Genomic DNA, 19,872 nt, shown 5'->3' on the forward strand with positions numbered 1-19,872 from the left:
TCTTTTTGAGCAAGGATCGGTCGGGCGGCTCACTCCACGACGAAGCGAAGCTTGCTGGTGTCCTTGCCCTTGCAGCGGTCGTTCAGGAGTGTTTCGAAGCGTTTGCGCAGATCGTCGGGCGTCGCCGGTGAGCCGCCTTGCAGCAGCGCCTTCTTGATGTCGTCACCCGTTACGCTGATCTTCTCGAGACCCGACAGTGCTTCCTGGACGGCGGTGACGAACTCCGGCGTCACGATGTCCGGGAGCGCCTTCTTCTCTGCGAAGCCCGTCACGATCGTTCGAGACGATGCCTTGAGGAGTTCGAAGTTCGACTGGATGATCGGGTCTTCGAGATTTTCAACCAGCGTCTGAACCCAGTTTTCGAGCAGCTTGTCGAGCTCCTCGTCGAGCTGCTTGAGCACATTGGCGGCGGGCAACAGATCGCCCTGCTCGTTGGAAGGCCGGTACTGGCAGTGGGGACAGACCGGACCGGCGGAAAGCTCGGACTCCACCAGCGCGGCGCAGCTCTTCAGCTTGCCCAGCTTGTCGTCGAAGCTCGTCAGCTGACTGGTGGGCATTAGCGAGATCCCGGCCAGCGCGCGCATCGCCACAAGCCGCGGATCCTTCCTCAGCGACGCCTTCGTCTTGTCCTCCGCGACACCCAAGCGCGCCTTGCTGTGCTGGCCGATATACGCTGTGACGTAATCCTTCTTCAGCCGGGCAAGCGTCTGACGATATTCGCCCCCCTGCTGAGCGGTCCGGTCTTTCGACAGCTTATCGAAGACCTCTTTCCGGGCGGCTTCCGCCTGCTTCACCCACGGGTGATCAGGCGAGAGGACCATCTCGGCCTGCGACAGGTAGCTCGCCGTGCCGCCCAGTTCGGCGACAAGCTCCAGCATCCGCTCGACAGCGGTCAGGGTTTCGAGGTTCTTCTTCTGCGCCTCGATATCTTCCGAGCTGATGCGCAGGTTCTTGAGTTTCCCCACCGTGTTGTAGGGCGACAGGCTTTCGGTGAAGGCCTTCAAGGCGTCCAGCCGGCCGCGCCATTCGCGCACCTCGTCCTCGCGCAGCAGCGGCTGGCCCCAGAAGCTCAGCCTGCTTTGCGTATCGGTAGTGGCGTGGAGCACACGCCGCACGAGCCCGCCGACAGCTTCGATCAGCTGCTTCACGGGCTCCTCGGAACCCTGGGTCGCCAGTTGCGCCAGCCCCGGGGAGAGCCCCAGCAGCTCGAACAGGGAACGCAGGACGGCGACGTTGATCTCCTTGGGGGCCTCGACGTGCTTGAACTGCTTTAGCTCGTCCAGCGACCGCTCGGCCAGCAGCGCTATCTTGCCGGAGTCGACCTTGTCGCCGGTGATGGCCAGAACAACATCGCCGGAATAGACGAGCCCGCCCAACACAGTCACCAGCAGGTCCGGCTCAAGGCGGAACTTGACGGGCGCGAAATATTCGACGTCCGTCGGCCCGCTCAGCAGCTCGCTGCGGTTCAGGACCTGGCCGTGCCCCTTGGCTTTCAGGCGGGACAGAACCTCCTGGGCAAAGCGGGACCGAGTGGGATCGACGCGATCGCCGTCGAGCATCTCCAAAGCATCAAGGATTGCCACAGCGTCCTTGGTCCGCGTGCCGCCAGCCAGCGCCTTCAGCGCGTTGCCCAAGAGCTGCCCGCGGTTGGACTCCGTGACGAGCACCGAGAATGTCGGATATTCGGGCGAAACCTCGGCGAACTGATTGTTGAGCGCCAGGCCGGAGATTACGTTCACGACATCGCGGAAGTTGATCCGCTCCTCCGGTCCGAGACGAGCCTTATCGCGGAGCGAGATGCCCTTGGTCCACTCCTGCAGGGTCTTCGTCTTGCCCTGGTAGGTGACCTCATATGCGGTCATCTGCTTTTCCTGCAGCCACTTGCTCATGTCGCGCAAGGCGTCCTTGGCCTTGTCCAGATAAATGGACTTGGCACCGCCACTGGCGGTCGACGCGAGATCCTGAGCGGCCGCATAGAAGGACAGGTGACGCTTGATGGCGTCATCCAGACCCTTCAACCGGAAAAAGACCTCGTCCGGCTTGGTTTCGTCGCGGAACCGCGGCGGCTCGAACGGCTGGATGAAGTAGATATAGAAATCGCGCTCGGGTTGCGCCGTGGGCCGGTCGTTGGGTGCGCCGAAGAACAGATAGCCGTTGCGGTCGACGCGACGATCCTGCCACTCGATCTGATACTGCCAGATCTGGTGACCGGTGACGTAGGCGGTTTCGTCCGTGCGCTCCATCAGCTGGCGGATCGCGCCGTAATAAGCGCGATCGAGCGCATCGTCCGATAAGGCTTCGGCGCGCTTCTCGATCTGGGCGTCATAGTCGACGTCCTTCTTCAGATCGAGAAAGTACTGCTCGGTATCCTGCGCCTTCGATATGAACTGCCCATTTACTGTCTTGATCGTCTCGCGCAGCACGGTCTGCACGAGCGAGAGGAGATCGGCTGCCGGCTCGCCGCCCATGTCCTCGATCCCCGGTTGATAGAGGCACAGCGTGTCACGCAGCTCCTCGGCGGACGGGCCAATCGGAACGTAGATGTCACCGCCTGTCGTCAGCCGATGCACGGAGAGACCGTTGATGATGCGCAGCGCCATCGGCTTGTACGCGGGACGCGTGAAGGCCTTTTGCACCCGCTCGGCTAAAACCTCCGAGACCTTGAGAACAGGGCCGATGTTCGGATCAGCACGCAAGACCGAGTTCGACGTCACCGTGTCCCAGAACTTGTCATAGCCGATCAGGCCGGGCCGGTCGGTCGGCACCTGATCATTGAGGATGGCCTGGATCTGGTCCCGCAGCGTCACCAGCGCGCCGCGCTTTTCGGTGAAGATGAGGCGCTCGAAGGTGCCTATGTAGTCGGGATGCACAGGGAAGAGCCTGACATACTCGTCCATCCGCTCGTTCATCGAGTCGTAGAATTTGGCGAACGGCGTGAGATAGGTTCGGATCTTGTTTTGCTGGTCAGCCGACTTCTTGAGCAGCCTCTCGGCGACGACGAAGCTGACATCCTGCCGCGCCAGCAACACCTGAGTGAAGCGGTCCTTCACCCTACGCAGGCTGTCCGCCACGTGCTGAAAACGGCTGCTGTCGAAGATCGCTTCCTGAACGCCGGCGACGAAACGGAAGCGCAGATGCTTCGACACCTCGCCGATCTCCCGGAGGAACGAGAGGTCGAGAACCAGGTCGTGGTCCCTGCGGGAGCGGAGATACTCGAGGAACTCGTCAGCGACGAGCAGCACGCCGTGGTTCGGATGAACATCGGCGAAGGCCGCCATCATCTCCTCGAACGCGGCCTTGTTGTTGATCACCTTGTCGGCCGGCGGGAAGCTGTAAGTGACGCCGTGTTTCTCCAGAAAGAGTTCGAGTTGCTGCGTGACAATGTCCCGCAACGACATCTGGCTTGAGATCTCGATACGGTGGACCTTGAACTTGCCGGCGATCACGCTCGCAGCTTTGGCGACCTTGGGATGGTGGAGCATCGATGCATAGGCCGCATCCTCGGCCACCAGCGACAGCACCGACATTAGATGCGATTTACCGGTGCCGTAGTTGCCGACGATCAGAATGCCCTTGTGATCGACCGACTCATCGAAAGATAATTGGGGAATGATCTGTTTGCTGATCCGTTCGGCCATGTCATCGGAGATGACGTAGGTCGTGACGAGCTTCTTGGCCTCATCCGGACGATTGGCGTCCAGAAGCTGGATTACCGACTCGATCGGCTCAAACTGAATAAGATCGCTGTAACGCATCGAAAACTCGCTTTCCCCCATCAATCGGTTCTAAACGGGACCAGGCCCTCGATGCCGTAGTCCTGATACTCTGAATGTCCGGTCGTCGCATAGGTGAGCCGACCGCCGCTGAACTCCCCAGGCCAGGCTGCTACGACCCGGCGCACGTGTGCTTGGCGCTTCAACAGATCGAGCGGATTGAGTTGAAGGGAGCGATCGAACAGCAGTTCGATATTGTCGAGGAGGACGAGTCCATCAGCGGCGTTAGCAGCCGCCAAGTCCTTGAAGAAGCCGCTCGCCTCGGCATGACGTCGAGGGCCCGGAAGTGCCAGCAGCAGGCGTCCGAAAGCCGCGCCAACGTTCACCATACCCACCTGCCGTCCCTTCGCCAGGGCATTCAACAATCGGGTCTTTCCCGATCGGGGCGGCCCGACCAGAAGGATCAGTTTGCTGTTGAGGTTGCCGACTTCGTCAACCAACCGATTCAGTCTCTCAAACATGCGTCGCCCCCGGCCGCTCGATATGTTGCACCAAAGCTACCCCTCCATGACCATTAAGGGGCTCTCGGGCGCACGCGATCCTTGGAGCTCATTGGCGTTCAGAAGGACAATTTGCTGGTCCTGGGGGCGCCTCGCTGCGGGATCAGTGTCGAGACCCAGCCGCTTAAGCGCGTAGTACAGAAGGGCCTTCCGCACGGGGATCTTCGCCTTGCCTCCGTGCATTCCGTAATCGAGAGCGATTACCTTTTTCTGGGTACCCGAAAGTTCGGGATGCGGACCGATCTCGAGAATAATCTGTTCGTGCCAGTCGGCATCGGCATCCGCCGTGGCGCCGCTTGGGCGCGTTCCGCGCGTCTCAAGAATCCGCGAAAGCAGGAAATCCTTGAACGTCTGATCAGTCATACAAAAGGCGCGGACATGCCAACGAAAGCCATCGAATCCGATGGCATGAGGGGCCACCCAGCGCCACCGCGGCTCAGGCCGAGAAAGGGACTGATATTTGACCTCTATCGCTTCTGACCGCCGAACAGCGGCGATCACCGCACGCAGCGTTTCGGCACTCATACCACGGCCGGGGGTGGGCGCAGTGTCATAGGGTGGGAACTGGCCGATCCAGGCATGGGACCTATCAAGTATCCCTTCAGAAACTGATCGTAGTTGGTTGAGATACTCGGCCGGATCCGGCTTGAGAAAACACGGTTGAAACTGATCGCTCGCAATGTAGCGCTTGGCACTCTTGTCATAAATCGCGTTATGGGGCGCCCGCTCCTGATAGAGAGTGAGATCCTTGGATGCCTGCGGCACCGACACATCGAACATGTCGATAATGTCGGCGCGATTGACGCCGCCATCCCAGAACAGCCGGAACTCGATGAATTCGAGCCGCCGCTCCACGCCCCATTTCAGTCCCGCGCCGGCTTGCGCCATAAAGCTCGCTCCCAACACGATACAGATAGAAACTATCTGGACATATCTAATCGACCCATCTATTTACTATTCGCGAAGAGCGCTTGGGTCAAGGCGGAATACATGCCGTCAGAGGGCGCACTGCCTTCTTCCACGGAAGGCGGCGATTCGACGGGATCTAAGGCGGGGCACGATCATGGAAGCAACACGACGGCATACGATCATCGCCCACGGGCGGCTAGCGATGCGCGAACTGCGACTCGCCGCCGCTCGCGAACGCCAGCATGGCCTTCAGATCATGTCGTTCGAACAATTGGCGGTTCGCCTCGCTGGCGGCTTCGCCAGGCCGATCGACGATGAGAGTTTGCGCGCCGCGATCCAAGCGGTCTTGCCGTCCACCCCGCTCGGCGAATTGGAAAACATCAAACTGCTTCCTGGGATGGTCGATGCGTCGGCCGACACCATTCACAAAGCCTGGCGCGCGGGGATCGACCTGGCGGCGCGCGCAGGGGACCATCCCCGCCTCGATTCCATCGCGCGGCTTGAAACCGCGGTGCTGGCGCAACTGCCGCCAGGGATGATGCGCCCGGCCGATCTCGTCGCTGCGGCCAGTCTGCGCCTTGGTCATGCCAAGGCCGTGCTCGGTCCGGTCGAGATCGTCGGGATCACCGAGCTTTCGCCCTGCTGGCGACCGCTTCTTCAGGCGCTGACCACCCATATCCCCGTGATCTGGACGGCGGGTCCGCGTCCCACGCCCGCGTGGCTGGAAGGAACGCGTGTGACCGTCAACCGGACGGGTCCCCAAACGCCCGCCATCAACGCCATCAGCGCGGCCACGGCCTATCATGAGGCCATTGAAGCCGTGCGCTGGGCGCGTAGCCTGTTGGCGTCCGGCGAGGCCGACCCGGCAGACATCGCCATCGCAGGCGCCTCGACGGCCGAATATGACGACCATTTCCTCTCACTTCGCGCCGACGCCAATCTCGATCTGCACTTCGTTCATGGGATCAAAATCACGACAACGCGTGAGGGCCAAGCGGCCGCCGCGCTCGCCGACATCCTCATCCGGGGTCTGTCGCAGACCCGTATGCGCCGTCTGGCTGCGCTTTGCGGATCGGACGCAGGCCCGTTCCAGACCTTGCCTGCGGGTTGGATGCGCGTCCTTCCGTCGGACGCACCGCTGGCCTCTGCCGCGGCCTGGACGCGCTTGCTCGATCGCCTGACACCGGCTGACTGGCCCGACGCGCAGGATCACACCGCGACACTGCGCGGCATCGTCGCCCTCCTCGCCAGGGGCCACACCGCCGCCGAGGAAATCGGCGCTGCGCTTCTCAACGGCCGAGCGCTGGCGATCTGGCGCAAGGCGCTGTTGGCCGGCCCCTCCGGATCGCTCGAAGCGACCCTCGAAACCTTGAAACAGGATGACGGCCTTGAGGCCTGCGTCTCTGTCGCCTGGATGCCGGCCAGCGCATTGGCTGCGTCGCCGCGCCGGTTCGTTCGCCTCGTCGGCCTCAACTCGGCGCGTTGGCCGCGCGGCATTTCGGAAGATCGCCTGATCTCCGACCACATCATTCCGACCGTCAAACTCGATCCGCTCCCGGTCGGCGCGGCCGACCGACGGGATTTCGAGACCATTCTCGCGACCACAGAGCGTCAGATCATTCTGTCGCGGTCCCGCCGCGATAGCGAAGGCAGGCTCCTCGGGCGCAGTTCCCTGCTCGGAGATCACGCCGGCGAAACCTACATCCGTCGCAACGCCGTTCCGACCCATGCTTTCAGCGAGACCGACCGGCTGATGGCGCGTCCGCAAGAGTTTGCGCATGAACCGCAGGCGATCAGCGCGACGACCTGCTGGCGCGACTGGCACCGCAAGGAGATCACGCCGCACGATGGGCTGGTTCGGGCGGACCATCCTCTCCTGCTGGCCATCCTGGCCCGAACTCAGTCGGCCAGTTCGCTCAAGCTCCTTCTGCGAAGCCCGCTCGGCTTCCTCTGGAAATACGGGATGCGCTTGCGGATGCCCGAGAGCGGGACCGACCCCCTGGTTCTCGATGCGCTCGCCATGGGCGACCTCGTCCACATGACGCTCGACCTCGCGCTTCAAAAGCTGGAAGCCGCGGGCGGCCTCGCCAAGGCCGACGAAAACCAGATCGCAGCGGCGGTGCAGAACGCCGCCGTCGAGGTTGCGGGTGTCTGGGAAAGTGAACGCGCCGTCCCGCCCGCTGTCATCTGGCGCCGGACGCTCGATGATGCGCGCCTGCTCACGAGCCGCGCGCTCACCTATGGTGATGAGCATCTGCCGGACGCCCGGTCCTATGGCGAAGTGGCGTTTGGCGGGCTTAGCGTCAAATCGGATGCCGACAGCCCGTGGGATTCGGCCACCGTCGTCGAAATCCCCGACGCCGGGTTTCGCATCGCCGGCTTCATCGATCGTCTCGACATTTCAGGCGATGGCAAGCGCGTCCTGGTCCGCGACTACAAGACCGGCAGGCCACCCAAGGACAACATCCGCCTGGACGGTGGCCGGGAATTGCAACGCTGCCTCTACGCCTTCGCCGTGAAGGCGTTGCTGGGCGCGGATGTTTCGATCAGCGCGTCCCTGCTCTACCCGCGCGACCAGATCGATCTGCAACTCGACGATCCCGAAGCCACACTGGTCGAGATCACCGGATATCTGCAGGCGGCGCGAACCAATCTGACAGCCGGCAACGCGCTCATCGGACCGGATACCGGCGGAACCTACGACGACCTGGCTTTTGCGCTGCCGGCGAACGCGGGCGCCACCTATTGCAAACGCAAGCTTTCGGCCGCGACCGAATTGTTTGGCGACGCCGCGCAAGTCTGGGAGGCGCAGTAATGACCGTTGTAACGAAAGACCTTCGCGATGACGCCGCCCGCTGCAACGCGATCCGCGTGCACGATCGCTCGATCTTGGTCGAGGCTGGCGCCGGGTCCGGCAAGACGGCTGTCATGGCCGGTCGCATCGCGGTCATGCTGGCCGAAGGCATCGCGCCCAAATCCATCGCGGCGGTGACGTTCACAGAACTGGCGGCCAGCGAGCTTCTGATCCGGGTGCGCGACTTCGTCAGCGACCTCTCCGCCGGACAAATTCCGCCCGAACTGCGGATCGCCTTGCTTGGCGGTCTGTCGGACGCCCAGAAAGCCCACCTTGCAACGGCGAGCGCCGCGATCGACGAGATCACCTGTTCGACCATCCACGGCTTCTGCCAGCGCCTGATCAAGCCCTATCCGGTCGAGGCTGATATCGATCCGGGCGCCAGTGTGATGGATCGCAACCAGGCCGACCTCGCCTTCATCGAGATCGTCGAGACCTGGCTGCGGGAGCAACTCTCAGGTGGCGAAGGCGGTATCATCGCCGAAATGGTGCTTCAGAATCCCGGTGAGACCGTCGGGCTGATCCACAAGATCGTCGCGAACCTGCGCCGGCGTCGAACGGTGTCCGCCGCGGCGGTCACCCCGCTGGCGCCGCACCTTCAAGCCTTCCTCGCCGCGGCGGACTCCTTCGCCGAGTTCATCCGCACCGCGCCTGCGGTCGAGGAAGAAACGGCGACGATCGCCGAGCGGTTCGCCGAAATGGCGCAGGCCCTTGATGAGGCTCCCGTTGCCGAAACGCCGGCCGGGCTGGTCCGCCTGCTGGTATCGCAGCCGCACCTCGATCTTTGCACCAAGAGCGGAGCCTTCTCCGCATTCAAGAAGAAGGGCAAATGGGTCGATGCGGCCAAGCGCGAGGGCTTGGCGAAGGCTGATGGCGAGCACCTCAACACGGCGGCCGAAGGCCACTATGTGGCGTGCTGCGAGGCATGGCAGACCATGCTCCAGAATGTCGCCAGCCGCGTGCTCGCGGATCTGATCGCCCAGGTGCAGCCGGTTCTGCACCGCTTCCGCGACCACAAGCGTTCAGCGGCTCTGCTCGATTTCGACGACTTGATCTTCGCGGCGCGCGGCTTGCTGCGCGATCATGATGATGTTCGCCGGGCGCTGGCGGCGCGTTTCGCCCACGTCCTTGTCGATGAATTCCAGGACACCGACCCGCTACAGACCGAGATCTTCTGGCGTCTCTGCGGCGAACCGCCCGCAGACGGTTCGACCGCCGACTGGTCGGCTTTTCAAATCCGTCCCGGCGCATTGTTCCTGGTCGGCGATCCCAAGCAGGCGATCTATCGTTTCCGCGGCGCTGACGTCAGCGCCTATGTGCGGGCGCGTGATGCGTTTCTCGCGCAGAATCCGGACAGTGTCCTGTCGATCTCGACCAACTTTCGCTCCTGCGCGCCCATTCTCACTTATGTGAACGAGCGCTTCGAAACGTTGCTGTCGAGCGAAGGGCAGCCGGGGTTCACCGCGCTCGACCCATTCCACGCTGATCGCGGAGAGGCGCTGTGTGTCGCAGCCCTGGATATCGCGGTCGCCGATGAGAACGGCAAGGCCACCGCCGAACAGCAGCGTGACGCCGAAGCCGAAGCGGTCGCCGAAATGTGCGCCCACTTGATCGGCAGCGAAATGATCCTCGATCGCCGGAGCGGCGCCAGCCGGGTCTGCCGGCCGGGCGACATCGCCTTGCTCGCCCCTACCGGCAGCGATCTGTGGCGCTATGAAGAGGCGCTCGAACGGCACGGCATTCCGGTCGCGACCCAGGCGGGCAAGGGACTGTTTCGCCGCCAGGAAATTCAGGACCTCATCGCCCTGACGCGCGTCCTTGCCGATCGGCGCGACACCCTCGCTTTGGGTGCGCTGCTGCGCGGCCCGCTCGTCGGCCTGACCGAGGAAGAGCTTCTCGACATCATCTGGGCGCTGCCGCGCTCCGAGGACTACCCGGACGCGCTGCCCCGGCTCGATCTCGGTGTCGATGCCAGCAGCATCGAACACGCGCTTGCCCGGGCGACCATCGAGAAGCTGCAGGCGCTTTACCGTCGGACCAACAGCACCACGCCGCACGACCTCCTGTCGCAAGCAGTCGATGTGATGCGGGTACGCCCGATCCTGCTCGAACGGCACCGGGGACAGGCGGAACGCGCACTGGCCAACGTCGATCTCTATCTGAGCCTGACCTCCGCCTTTGCGGTTCGGGGCCTTCGCGCCTTTGCCGAGACCATGACGGCGGCCTGGACTGACGAATCGCGTGCCGTTGAAGGACGACCCGACGCTCAGGAAGAAGCCATCGCCCTCTACACCATGCACGCCGCCAAGGGCCTGGAATGGCCGATCGTCGTGCCCGTCAATACGATGACGGGGATCATGGCGCCGGAAAGCGCCGTGACCGATCGCGACAGCGACATCTTCTATTGCCCGGTCTTTGGCGTCCGGCCGGTCGGGTATGACGACGCCCGCGACGCGGAAAAGGCCGAGCTCGATCGCGAACGTATCCGGCTCTGGTATGTCGCGGCCACTCGGGCGCGCGAGTTGCTTGTCCTGCCTCGGCTTGACGCTGCGCCGTCAAAATCAGCCTGGATCTCCCTTCTCGATCTGTCGCTCGGCGAGCTTCCGGCGCTCGATCTGTCACATCTCCCGCCGGACATGGGGGCAGCACCGACCGGCCAGAGCAATCTGCAGACACGGGAGGCTTTTGCGGCGGAAGCCGCCGCCATCGCAGACCATCATAGTCGCCTGACCTGGCTAGCGCCGAGCCGCGACGAAACCAGCAGCGGGCCTGTTGTGACCCCCGAAGCGGCAGAAATCTGGGCAGCAAGCGACCAAGGTCAGCCTTATGGCGAAGCCGCCCCCGCCAGCATCCAGGGCGGACGCGAACGTGGTCTCATCCTGCACAAGCTTCTCGAGGAGGTTCTGACCGGCGAAACGCCCGACGATCTGGCGTCTCTGACCGAACGCGCGCAGGTGCTCATTGCCGCGATCGACAAGCCGATGGTTGATGATCCCGCCCAAGGGCTTTCGCCGGCCGAGCTCGCGGGCTGTGTGGCGCGCACCCTCGCCTTGCCCGAAATCGCCGAGCTTCGGCCGACCCTTGCGCCGGAGTTTCCGGTCTACGCCGCGGCGTTTGTCGATGATCTTGAACAGGCGACCGCAGGCATCGCCGACGCCCTCAGTTTTGGGCCTGATGGAACTCCGCGGGTCGTCATCGACTGGAAGAGCGATGTTCACCCAAGCCCAGAGATCATCGAGCACTACCGCGCCCAGGTCCGGAATTATCTGGATATGACCGGGACCGAACGGGGGCTGATCGTCCTCGTGACGTCGGGCGAAATCCTCACCGTTATGCCTTCGCCAGTCGCCGCGGTTGCGGCGTAGGCGGGCAACCGCGCCGGTGTCTATTGCATAGCGCCGATCGCAGGCAACGTCGTTCCCATTGCGGTAGCAATTCGGATCTCAGAGCGTCCTGCGCCGCACTTTTCTACGCGGACCTGTACGGCGATCCGTTCGATCATCGGTGCACAAGACAGTCTATGCGCTTGAAATTGCTTCTTTTTTTCCATATAACTTAAGGTGTTAGGACAGCCGATGGACCCGCGGTTCTACGCCATTTTACGACGGATTTCGCCACCTTTCGCCAACTCACTGCACCGGATTCGCACCCCAAAATGGCCTCCATCCGCAAACAGAAATCCGGCGCCTGGCGCGCGCAGGTTCGACGCAAGGGCCAGTCCCTGAGCGAGACGTTTGTCCGCCACGCGGATGCGAAAGGCTGGGCGTTGGACGCCGAGCGGCAGATCGATCGCGGCGAGACGCCTCTCGATGCTCGCATCGCCCGCATCCGCACCTTCGGCGAGCTCATCGACCTCCATATTGACGATATGTCGGAGGTGGGACGCGCGCCTGGGCGCACCAAGCACGCGACGCTCAGGATGCTGAAACGCAGTCTCGGCAAACTAAAGCTCGTGGAGGTTGGGCGCGAACGGCTCATCCAGTTCGGCCGGACGAGGGCCGCAGCAGGCGCCGGCCCAGTGACGGTGGGCATGGACATCGGGGTCGTTCGCCTGGTCCTGACCCACGCCGCCGCGGTTCATGGCCTGCCGGTGGCGGTGGAGCCCGTCGATCTGGCGAGGGTCGCGCTCACGCGCCTCGGGCTGGTGGGCAAGAGCAACGAACGCGATCGGCGGCCCACGGAGGAAGAGCTTGCGGCTCTGATCGCCTACTTCGACGCCAATGACCGCATCACCATGCCGATGAGCCGGATCGTCAAGTTCGCGATCGCCACGGCGATGCGTCAGGAGGAAATCTGCCGCGTCACCTGGAGCGATCTCAATACGCGCACCAAGATGCTGATGATCCGCGACCGCAAGGATCCGCGCCAGAAGAAGGGGAACGACCAGCGCATCCCCCTACTCTCCATCTCGGGCTATGACGCGATGGGCCTGATCGAGGAGCAACGCTCCCTCCGCACGAACGATGATGACCGGATCTTCCCGTTCAATCACCGCTCGATCAGCAGCAGGTTCACGCGCAGTTGCCAGGAACTGGACATCCAGGATCTGCACTTCCACGACCTTCGACACGAAGGCACCAGCCGGCTCTTCGAGGCGGGATTTCAGATTCAACAGGTCGCGCTCGTCACCGGGCACAAGGATTGGAAGATGTTGCGGCGCTACACCCACATCCGTCCCGAAGCGCTGCACGACCTCGTGCCGAGATACGCAGCCCAGGGCTAGGCTCTTCCCGAAATGGGAAATTTGTCTTGCTTCCCAAATTGGGAAGCGCTAGAGGTGATTTGAACATGAATGTGGTCGCCTTGCGGACGCTGCAGGCGTTTTGGAATCGCCACCCCAACGCCAGGGGACCTTTGACGACATGGTACAGGCTCACACGAGCTGCGCAGTGGTCGACGCCCCAGGATGTGAGGGAGAGCTTCGGCTCCGCTGATTTCTTGGCTGATAATCGCGTCGTGTTCGACGTCGGCGGGAATAACTATCGGGTCGTTGTCCGCGTGTCTTACCGCTTCAAGCAAGTGCTCGTGAAGTTTGTGGGCACCCACGCCGAGTACGATCGTATCGACGCCGCGTCGATCTAGTGAACGCATGGCTTAAGGAGGCCAGCATGAGTTTGGACACTACCCTGCGCCCGCTTCGCAGCGAGGCCGATTACGATGCGGCCCTCCGCGAGTTCGAGAGCTATTTCGACCAGGAGCCCGAGCCCGACACGGAAGCTGCCTATCGGTTTGAAGTCCTCGGCCTGCTGTTGGCGAAGTACGAGGAGGATCACTATCCGGTCGAGCCGCAGGATCCTGCGAAGGCCTTGGTCCAGATCATGGAAACCAAGGGGAAGACCCAGTCCGATCTAGCCGCCATCGTCGGCGCGCCGAGAGCCTCAGAAATCCTGAGAGGCAAGCGGTCGCTTTCGCTCGACCATATCCGCCAACTTCGTGCGCATTGGGGCGTCCCGGCGGATGCCCTGATCTAAGCCATCGGGCCTCCTCCCTCCGCCGCGCCTGGGGCGTAAACCGCAACCGGATTTCGACCGTTTTGGCGCTCACCCGTTAGAACGGCGGAGCATCCTTCGGTAGGCGCTAGTCGATGAAGAAGCCTTGCAGAGCCGGACGCAAATAGTCATCGCCAAGCTCGGACGTCTTGATTGACCGGGATGCGTGCCTGGCGAGCGCGGCTACGCTTAGCAGGTAGTGACCGGCCAGATTGGGGTCCACTTGGCGGATTGATCCATCGCGCATTCCCTCCAGGAGGACATCCGACATCGACCGAACCGCCCGCAGCAAGTGCACACGGCGCGAACGGTGTGCAGAAGCGCCCTCCTCTCCCCAGATCGTTCCAGGCGCCAGGAGTGCTTCACCCCCAGTCTTGGCTTGGCGGCTAGCCAAAGTCGTCATGGCCATGGCGACGCGCTCGATGCCGTCGATCAAGTTTGAGGCCTTCAGATTTGCATCCTTCACCTGGTCCAAGGTCCGCTCGGCGCAGGCCGCCATGATTTCGTCCTTGCTGTCCAGGTGATGATAGAGGGACCCCTTGGTCAGGCCGACCCGGGCGGGGATCTTATCGACCGATGCGCCGCGCAGGCCTACTTGGTTGATCAATCCCGTCGCGGCCGCCAGCAGTTGATCGCGCGTATCGCCGGGCGGGTGGTCCGCAAATTGGCCTTCGGGAAACGAGAAGGGTTCGGTCGACAGGCCATTCAGCATCAGATCGGCGAGTCCGGCCGCGGCCCTTGGGTAGTCTTCCGGGTCATATTGCCAAAGCCAAGCATCGCTCCAGGCGAGCAGTCCAATCGTAAGCTCGGACAGCAACGCTCGCCGCGGCGCGGACATCCAAGGCCACTCGGCATCTCCCAGGAGCGCCGCGAGATGGTCGGCCGCGCGCTGTCGCGAAGACTGCGCGACATCAGCCTGCCCCTCTGCGCGCTCAGGAAATTCTGTGAGGTCTAGAAGGGGTGGCAGACCGCGCTCAGCGATCCGCCTGCGCGCAATGAAGAAGGCCTCGATGAACTTGCGCAGACGCTCTGGTGGCGTTGGCGCCCCCTGCGCAATCGACAGGAGTTCCTCGTAGCGCTCCACGGCGTCCAGCAACACCGCCGTCAGCAGGTCCTCCTTCTTGTTGAAGTAATAGGTCAGGCTGACAGGATGCAGCTTCATCTCCCGAGCGACGGCTGCGAGGCTGAAGTCGTCCTGTCCCTTGCGCGCGAACACCTTGCTGGCGGCGGCGAGGATGCTGCCGTACCGCATCTGGTACCGCGCCGTACGGTCTATGCCGGAAGGTTGCCTCATTCTGGCGCGTGGAGCGAGCGGCGAGCGGTCGGTCTCACGCCATCCCGTCGGCCCGCGCGGGCTCAGGTGACTGCTGAGGTTCCAGCAGGTCCTGGAACGGCGAGCGGACGTCGGGATCCCAGCTGTGGCGAGCGCCGATGGTGATGCCGCCATCGACGACAAGGTGAACGCCCGTCACGAACGCCGCAGCGTCAGACGCCAGGTAAAGCGCGGCCTCCGCTATGTCGCTTGGAAGGCCTGGTCGCCCGATCGGCTGCACAGCGCCACCGCTGTGGGCGAGCATGTCGGCCATCTGATCTGCGACCGCCCGTGAAAGGCCGCGAGATGTCCCGAAAATCGAGGTCGCCGTCAGGCCCGGGCAAATGGCGTTCACACGGATGCCTTGCGGAGAAAGCTGAGCAGCGGCGAGCCGGCTCATGTGAATTACGCTGGCCTTCGCACTCGAATAGGCGATCGGACCGAACCCTGCCTGGAGACCGGCAACGGACGCCGTATTGATGATCGAGCCTCCCCCTCGCGCGCGCATGAAGGGGATCGCATGCTTCATGCCGAGAGCAGGCCCCCTCACCAAAAGATCGAAAATCCAACTCCACTGCTCGGCGTCTATCGTCGCCAGCGACCGCATGCCATCGGAAACCCCAGCGTTGTTGAAAAGGATGTCGAGGCCGCCGAAGGCGTCCCGCGCGAGGGTCATGACCCGGGCGAGATCGGCCTCGCTCGTTACATCGCAGTGGGTGTAGAGGAGCTTGTCGCGAAAGCGCTCCTCAAGCTTGGCCGCCTTGTCGTCCTGAATGTCGGCCACGATGACATCTGCGCCCTCCGCCACAAAGAGTTCGACGGCGCCGAGCCCGATCCCGGAGGCTCCGCCCGTGATGACAGCGACCTTACCCGCCAGCCTGTTGCCCATATCCCGCTCCCATTGGGTTTCGGATGAGGGTTAGGGTTGGAACACCGTTCGAATAGGGCGAGCTTTCAAATATGCCGCGATAATCTAGCCACAGGCCTAAGCAGAGACTTTCCGATATCAGGTTCGAACGGAACATCCCCACAGAATGGTGACATTTCCGTTTTCGAACTACGTTCGAACCGCTTGAATTCTACTCGCGCGACCGTTTCCACGCGCTTCTTTCATTGAACAGCGGACAGCACCCATCTGTTCGCGCATTTTATTACTTCTATTTTTCACGGCTAGGGCGCGCTCGTCCTGTTCGCAGGCGAGCGCGTCCACTTTCGGGCTGATCAAGCCAAGGCGGCTCGCAAGCGAGCCGCAGTCTCCTGAGCCGCCGCCTCCACCGCAGGAGAGACGTCGCCAAGCAGATAGAAGTCGTGAATGAGCTCGGGAAAGGCGAGATGCTCTGCAACAACCCCGTCCGCGACCAGGCGCTCGACGTAAGCCTCCCCCTCATCCTTCAGGGGATCATATCCCGCCGTCACGACCAGGGCCTGCGGCGCGCCAATGAGGCGATCCTGAAGATGGAGGTAGGTGCGCGCAGCGTCTGGATGGCTTTTGGCGGCAAGCACCTCCTCGAACCAGGCCAAACCTGCCTTGGTGAGCACCGGGCCGTCCAGGTCTCGCCGCGAGGCCGTCTCCGAGGCCGGCCAGGTCACCGGATAGAGTAGGAGCTGGAAGGCGAGACGCCGATCAGCGTCATCTCTCAGATCTAGGGCGACAGAGGCCGCGAGATTACCGCCTGCCGAACACCCGCCGATCGCGATTTTCGTCGGATCCACGCCGATCTCGTCGGCATGATCAAACGCCCAGACCGTCGCGGCGAGGGCATCGTCATGGGCAGCGGGGAACGGGTGCTCAGGCGCCAGGCGATAGTCCACCGCAAGAACACGAAGCCCCGCATAGCTCGCCAGCCGGCGGCAATGCCCGTCATGGCTTTCGAGATCGCCGACGACGAAACCTCCACCGTGGAAATAGATCAGCGCTGCAGACGGGTCGGCGCATCCTTCGGGGACATAGAGACGCGCCGGGATCAGATCCGCCCCCCCGGCGACCTGCAGGTCGAAAGCTCGCACATCCTTTGGGGCGGAGAGGTTCACGCCCTGGCGCTGGGCGCGATAGCCCGCGCGCATTTGCTCGGGCGGGATTGTCCCGGCCACCGGGCGCGGCTGCGACGCGGCGGCGACGGCCTGACGATCCAACATGTCACGAATGGCGACGTCCATGCAGTTCCTCCGTCGGCTCGACAGGATTGGCGGGTGGTCGAAACCACCCGCCCCAGCCGTCTTCTTATTCCGCGGCGACCTTCGGCGCGTAGCCGAGCACAGCCTTGGTCTCCAGGAACTCGTGGAACGCGTAGTCGCCCCACTCGCGCCCGTTGCCGCTCATCTTGTAGCCGCCAAACGGAGCCATCATGTCGCCGCCGCCGCCGTTGATGGACACCTGGCCCGCGCGCAGCTTGGACGCGATCTTGCGGGCCTCGTTCAGATCCGCGGCCTGCACGTAGGCGGCCAGGCCGTACTCGGTGTCGTTACCGATATCGATGGCCTGCTCGACGCTCTCATAACCGAGGATCGACAGCACTGGGCCGAAGATCTCTTCCTTGGCGATGGTCATCTCGCTGGTGACGTTGGCGAAGACGGTGGGCTTCACATAGTAGCCCTTGTCCAGGCCGTCCGGACGACCCACGCCGCCGATGACCAGGGTGGCGCCTTCGTCGATGCCGGCCTGGATCAGCTTCTGGATCTTGTTGAACTGCACCTCGGAGACCACCGGGCCGAGCTGGCTGTTGCCGTTCGGGTCACCGACCGTGATCTGGCTGGCGGTTTCCTTGGCCACCGCGATCGCCTCGTCCATGCGCTTGGTCGGGACCAGCATGCGGGTGGGGGCGTTACAGGACTGGCCGGAGTTGGTCATCATGCTGGCCACGCCGCGGCCCACGCCCTTGGCGAAGGCCTCGTCGTCGACAACGATGTTCGGGCTCTTGCCGCCCAGTTCCTGGGCCACGCGCTTGACGGTCGCGGCGGCGTTCTTGGCCACCTCGATGCCGGCGCGGGTGGAGCCGGTGAACGACACCATGTCCACGTCCGGGTGGCTGGAGAGCGGCACGCCCACGCCGACGCCGTCGCCGTGCACCAGGTTGAACACGCCCGCCGGCACGCCGGCCGCATGCATGATCTCAGCGAAGATGTGGCCCGAGAACGGCGCCACTTCCGACGGCTTCAGCACCATGGTGCAACCGGTCGCGATGGCCGGCGCCACCTTGCAGACGATCTGGTTCAGCGGCCAGTTCCAGGGGGTGATGAACCCGCAGACGCCGATCGGCTCCTTCACGATCATGGTCGGGCCACGATCTTCCTCGAACTTGAAGTTCTTCAGCACTTCCACGGCGGTGGCCAGGTGGCCCATGCCCACCGGCACCTGAGCCCGCTGGGCCAGGGAAGCCGGAGCGCCCATTTCCTCGGTCACCGCGGTGGCCAGGTCTCCGAAGCGCTTCTGGTACTCGGCGAGGATGCGGTTCAGCACGTCCAGGCGCTCTTCGCGGCTGGTCTGCGACCAGGTGGCGAAGGCCTTGCGAGCGGCCTTCACGGCCTTGTCCACGTCGGTGGCGTTGCCCAGCGAGATCTTGCCGGCGACTTCCTCGGTGGCGGGGTTGATGACGTCGAGCGTCTTGGCTTCGGTGGGGTCGACCCACTTCCCGTCGATATAGAACTGCAGGTACTCGCGCATCTCAGGCGCCTTTCGAGATTGGTTGTCGTTGAGGGCGGAAGGCGGACCGGGATCAGTCGAAGACGATCACCGAGCGGGCAAGTTCGCCCTTTTTCATGTCGGCGAAACCTTCGTTGACCTGGTCTAGCTTGATACGCTGGGAGATCATCTCGTCCAGCTTCAGCCTGCCCGACATGTAGAAGTCGACCAGCCGCGGCATGTCCACCGGGAAGCGGTTGGAGCCCATCATCGAACCCTGAATCCGCTTCTCGCCAAGGAACGCAGCCCCCATCAATGACACCATCTGCCCAGGGGCGATCATGCCGATGATGTTGGCCGTGCCGCCGCGCCGAAGCATGTTGAACGCTTGCTCGGCGGTCTTCGACAAGCCGATGGCCTCGAAGGAGTGATGGACACCGCCCTTGGTCATCTCAAGAACTTCCTTCACGGCGTCGGTCTGCGACGCATCGATGAAGTCGGTCGCTCCGAAAGCCTTCGCCAGATTGCTTTTCGACGCCACCATGTCGATGGCGATGACTCTCCCCGCACCGGCGATGGCCGCGCCGTTCACGGCGGCAAGGCCGACACCGCCGAGCCCGATCACGGCGACTGTCTCGCCTGGCCGAACCTTCGAGGTGTGCATCGCCGCTCCGACACCGGTCATTACCGAGCAACCGATCAGGGCGGCGCGGTCGAGCGGCATATCTTTGCGGATTGCGACGCAGGCATGCTCGTGGATCAGCATCTGCTCGGCGAAGGACGAGAGGTTGAGATACTGCGCCATCGGTCCAGTGGCCGACGACAGCCGCGGCTCTTCATCGGGCCGGCGCTTGGTGTCCGGCGACACGCAAAGCGACAGGTGGCCGGTAAGGCAGGATTCACAGTGACCGCAGTAGGCTGACAGGCATGTGATCACGTGGTCGCCCACCTGGACGGTACGCACTTCCGAGCCGACGGCCTCAACGACGCCGGCGCTCTCATGGCCGAGCACCGCCGGCAAGATGGTGGGATAGGACCCTTCGATGAAGTGCAGGTCGGAGTGGCAAAGGCCCGCCGCGGCGGTTCGGATCAGCACCTCGTGCGGGCCCGGCTTGTTGATCTGAACGTCTTCGACCTGGAGCGGCTTACCCACTTCACGAAATACAGCAGCTTTCATCGCGTATCCTCCGGACGCCCGGCCAACCGGGCTTCGTTTCTAACTGTTTGTGTGAGCTGACCTGGAGCGGGCGGCCGGAACTGCGCGAGGCGAATGGCGGCCCAAGCGCCGAGCTTCAACATGATCCGCCACTCGTCTCTCCCCACCCCGAGCCTTGTCGGCTCCGTCTGACCACTCCACAAAACTCGGCAAGCCGAGTTCGAAGGGCCTATGGCGAAGCGACGCCTTCCCGCCCCCAG

General features: G+C 63.3%; 13 protein-coding genes. 5 read left to right on the plus strand and 8 right to left on the minus strand.

What is annotated here, in order from left to right:
• Positions 1 to 29: 29 nt before the first annotated feature.
• From Q8M13_RS13510 to Q8M13_RS13520, 3 genes are read right to left on the minus strand one after another with little or no spacing between them, the layout of a single operon-like run.
• On the minus strand, positions 30 to 3,755 hold the full coding sequence (locus Q8M13_RS13510) for a DUF6079 family protein (RefSeq protein WP_305300495.1): 3,726 nt from the start codon (positions 3,753 to 3,755) through the stop codon (positions 30 to 32).
• Between the two features lie 20 nt (positions 3,756 to 3,775).
• The gene (gene brxF / locus Q8M13_RS13515) at positions 3,776 to 4,234 is read right to left on the minus strand and encodes a BREX-3 system P-loop-containing protein BrxF (protein ID WP_305300497.1); all 459 of its coding nucleotides are present in this window, start codon (positions 4,232 to 4,234) and stop codon (positions 3,776 to 3,778) included.
• Between the two features lie 36 nt (positions 4,235 to 4,270).
• A complete protein-coding gene (locus tag Q8M13_RS13520; protein ID WP_305300498.1) occupies positions 4,271 to 5,161 on the minus strand; it encodes a WYL domain-containing protein in 891 nt (296 codons plus the stop codon).
• 223 nt (positions 5,162 to 5,384) lie between these two features.
• On the opposite strand from Q8M13_RS13520, the gene Q8M13_RS13525 reads away from it, so the two are divergent.
• The 5 genes from Q8M13_RS13525 (at position 5,385) to Q8M13_RS13545 (ending at position 13,507) form a co-directional block, all read left to right on the plus strand.
• A complete protein-coding gene (locus Q8M13_RS13525) occupies positions 5,385 to 7,997 on the plus strand; it encodes a PD-(D/E)XK nuclease family protein (protein WP_305300499.1) in 2,613 nt (870 codons plus the stop codon).
• Positions 7,997 to 11,401 carry an exodeoxyribonuclease V subunit beta gene (locus tag Q8M13_RS13530; RefSeq protein WP_305300500.1) on the plus strand — a complete coding sequence of 1,135 codons (3,405 nt, stop codon included), beginning with the start codon at positions 7,997 to 7,999 and terminating at the stop codon, positions 11,399 to 11,401. The genes Q8M13_RS13525 and Q8M13_RS13530 overlap by 1 nt, the downstream gene beginning before the upstream one ends.
• Before the next feature lie 290 nt (positions 11,402 to 11,691).
• Complete coding sequence (locus Q8M13_RS13535; RefSeq protein ID WP_293492710.1) at positions 11,692 to 12,759, plus strand: site-specific integrase; 1,068 nt, start codon at positions 11,692 to 11,694, stop codon at positions 12,757 to 12,759.
• A 65-nt stretch (positions 12,760 to 12,824) separates the two neighbouring features.
• Positions 12,825 to 13,118, plus strand: coding sequence for a type II toxin-antitoxin system HigB family toxin (locus tag Q8M13_RS13540; protein ID WP_293492711.1), 294 nt, complete (start codon positions 12,825 to 12,827; stop codon positions 13,116 to 13,118).
• A gap of 26 nt (positions 13,119 to 13,144) precedes the next feature.
• Positions 13,145 to 13,507, plus strand: a complete 363-nt coding sequence (locus tag Q8M13_RS13545) for a type II toxin-antitoxin system HigA family antitoxin (protein ID WP_293492712.1) — start codon at positions 13,145 to 13,147, stop codon at positions 13,505 to 13,507.
• 106 nt (positions 13,508 to 13,613) lie between these two features.
• On the opposite strand, the gene Q8M13_RS13550 is transcribed toward Q8M13_RS13545, so the two are convergent.
• The 5 genes from Q8M13_RS13550 to Q8M13_RS13570 form a co-directional block, all read right to left on the minus strand.
• Complete coding sequence (locus Q8M13_RS13550; protein WP_305300590.1) at positions 13,614 to 14,972, minus strand: TetR/AcrR family transcriptional regulator; 1,359 nt, start codon at positions 14,970 to 14,972, stop codon at positions 13,614 to 13,616.
• Positions 14,854 to 15,726 carry an SDR family NAD(P)-dependent oxidoreductase gene (locus Q8M13_RS13555; protein ID WP_293492714.1) on the minus strand — a complete coding sequence of 291 codons (873 nt, stop codon included), beginning with the start codon at positions 15,724 to 15,726 and terminating at the stop codon, positions 14,854 to 14,856. Before Q8M13_RS13555 ends, Q8M13_RS13550 begins: the two co-directional genes overlap by 119 nt.
• A 332-nt stretch (positions 15,727 to 16,058) precedes the next feature.
• Positions 16,059 to 16,994 carry an alpha/beta hydrolase gene (locus Q8M13_RS13560; RefSeq protein ID WP_293492715.1) on the minus strand — a complete coding sequence of 312 codons (936 nt, stop codon included), beginning with the start codon at positions 16,992 to 16,994 and terminating at the stop codon, positions 16,059 to 16,061.
• A gap of 64 nt (positions 16,995 to 17,058) precedes the next feature.
• Positions 17,059 to 18,498, minus strand: coding sequence for an aldehyde dehydrogenase family protein (locus Q8M13_RS13565; protein ID WP_293492716.1), 1,440 nt, complete (start codon positions 18,496 to 18,498; stop codon positions 17,059 to 17,061).
• 52 nt (positions 18,499 to 18,550) lie between these two features.
• Positions 18,551 to 19,633: a Zn-dependent alcohol dehydrogenase gene (locus Q8M13_RS13570; protein ID WP_293492717.1), complete on the minus strand. Its 1,083-nt coding sequence runs from the start codon at positions 19,631 to 19,633 to the stop codon at positions 18,551 to 18,553.
• Positions 19,634 to 19,872 lie beyond the last annotated feature (239 nt).

The organism is Phenylobacterium sp., assembly GCF_030681155.1.
Lineage (GTDB): Bacteria > Pseudomonadota > Alphaproteobacteria > Caulobacterales > Caulobacteraceae > Phenylobacterium.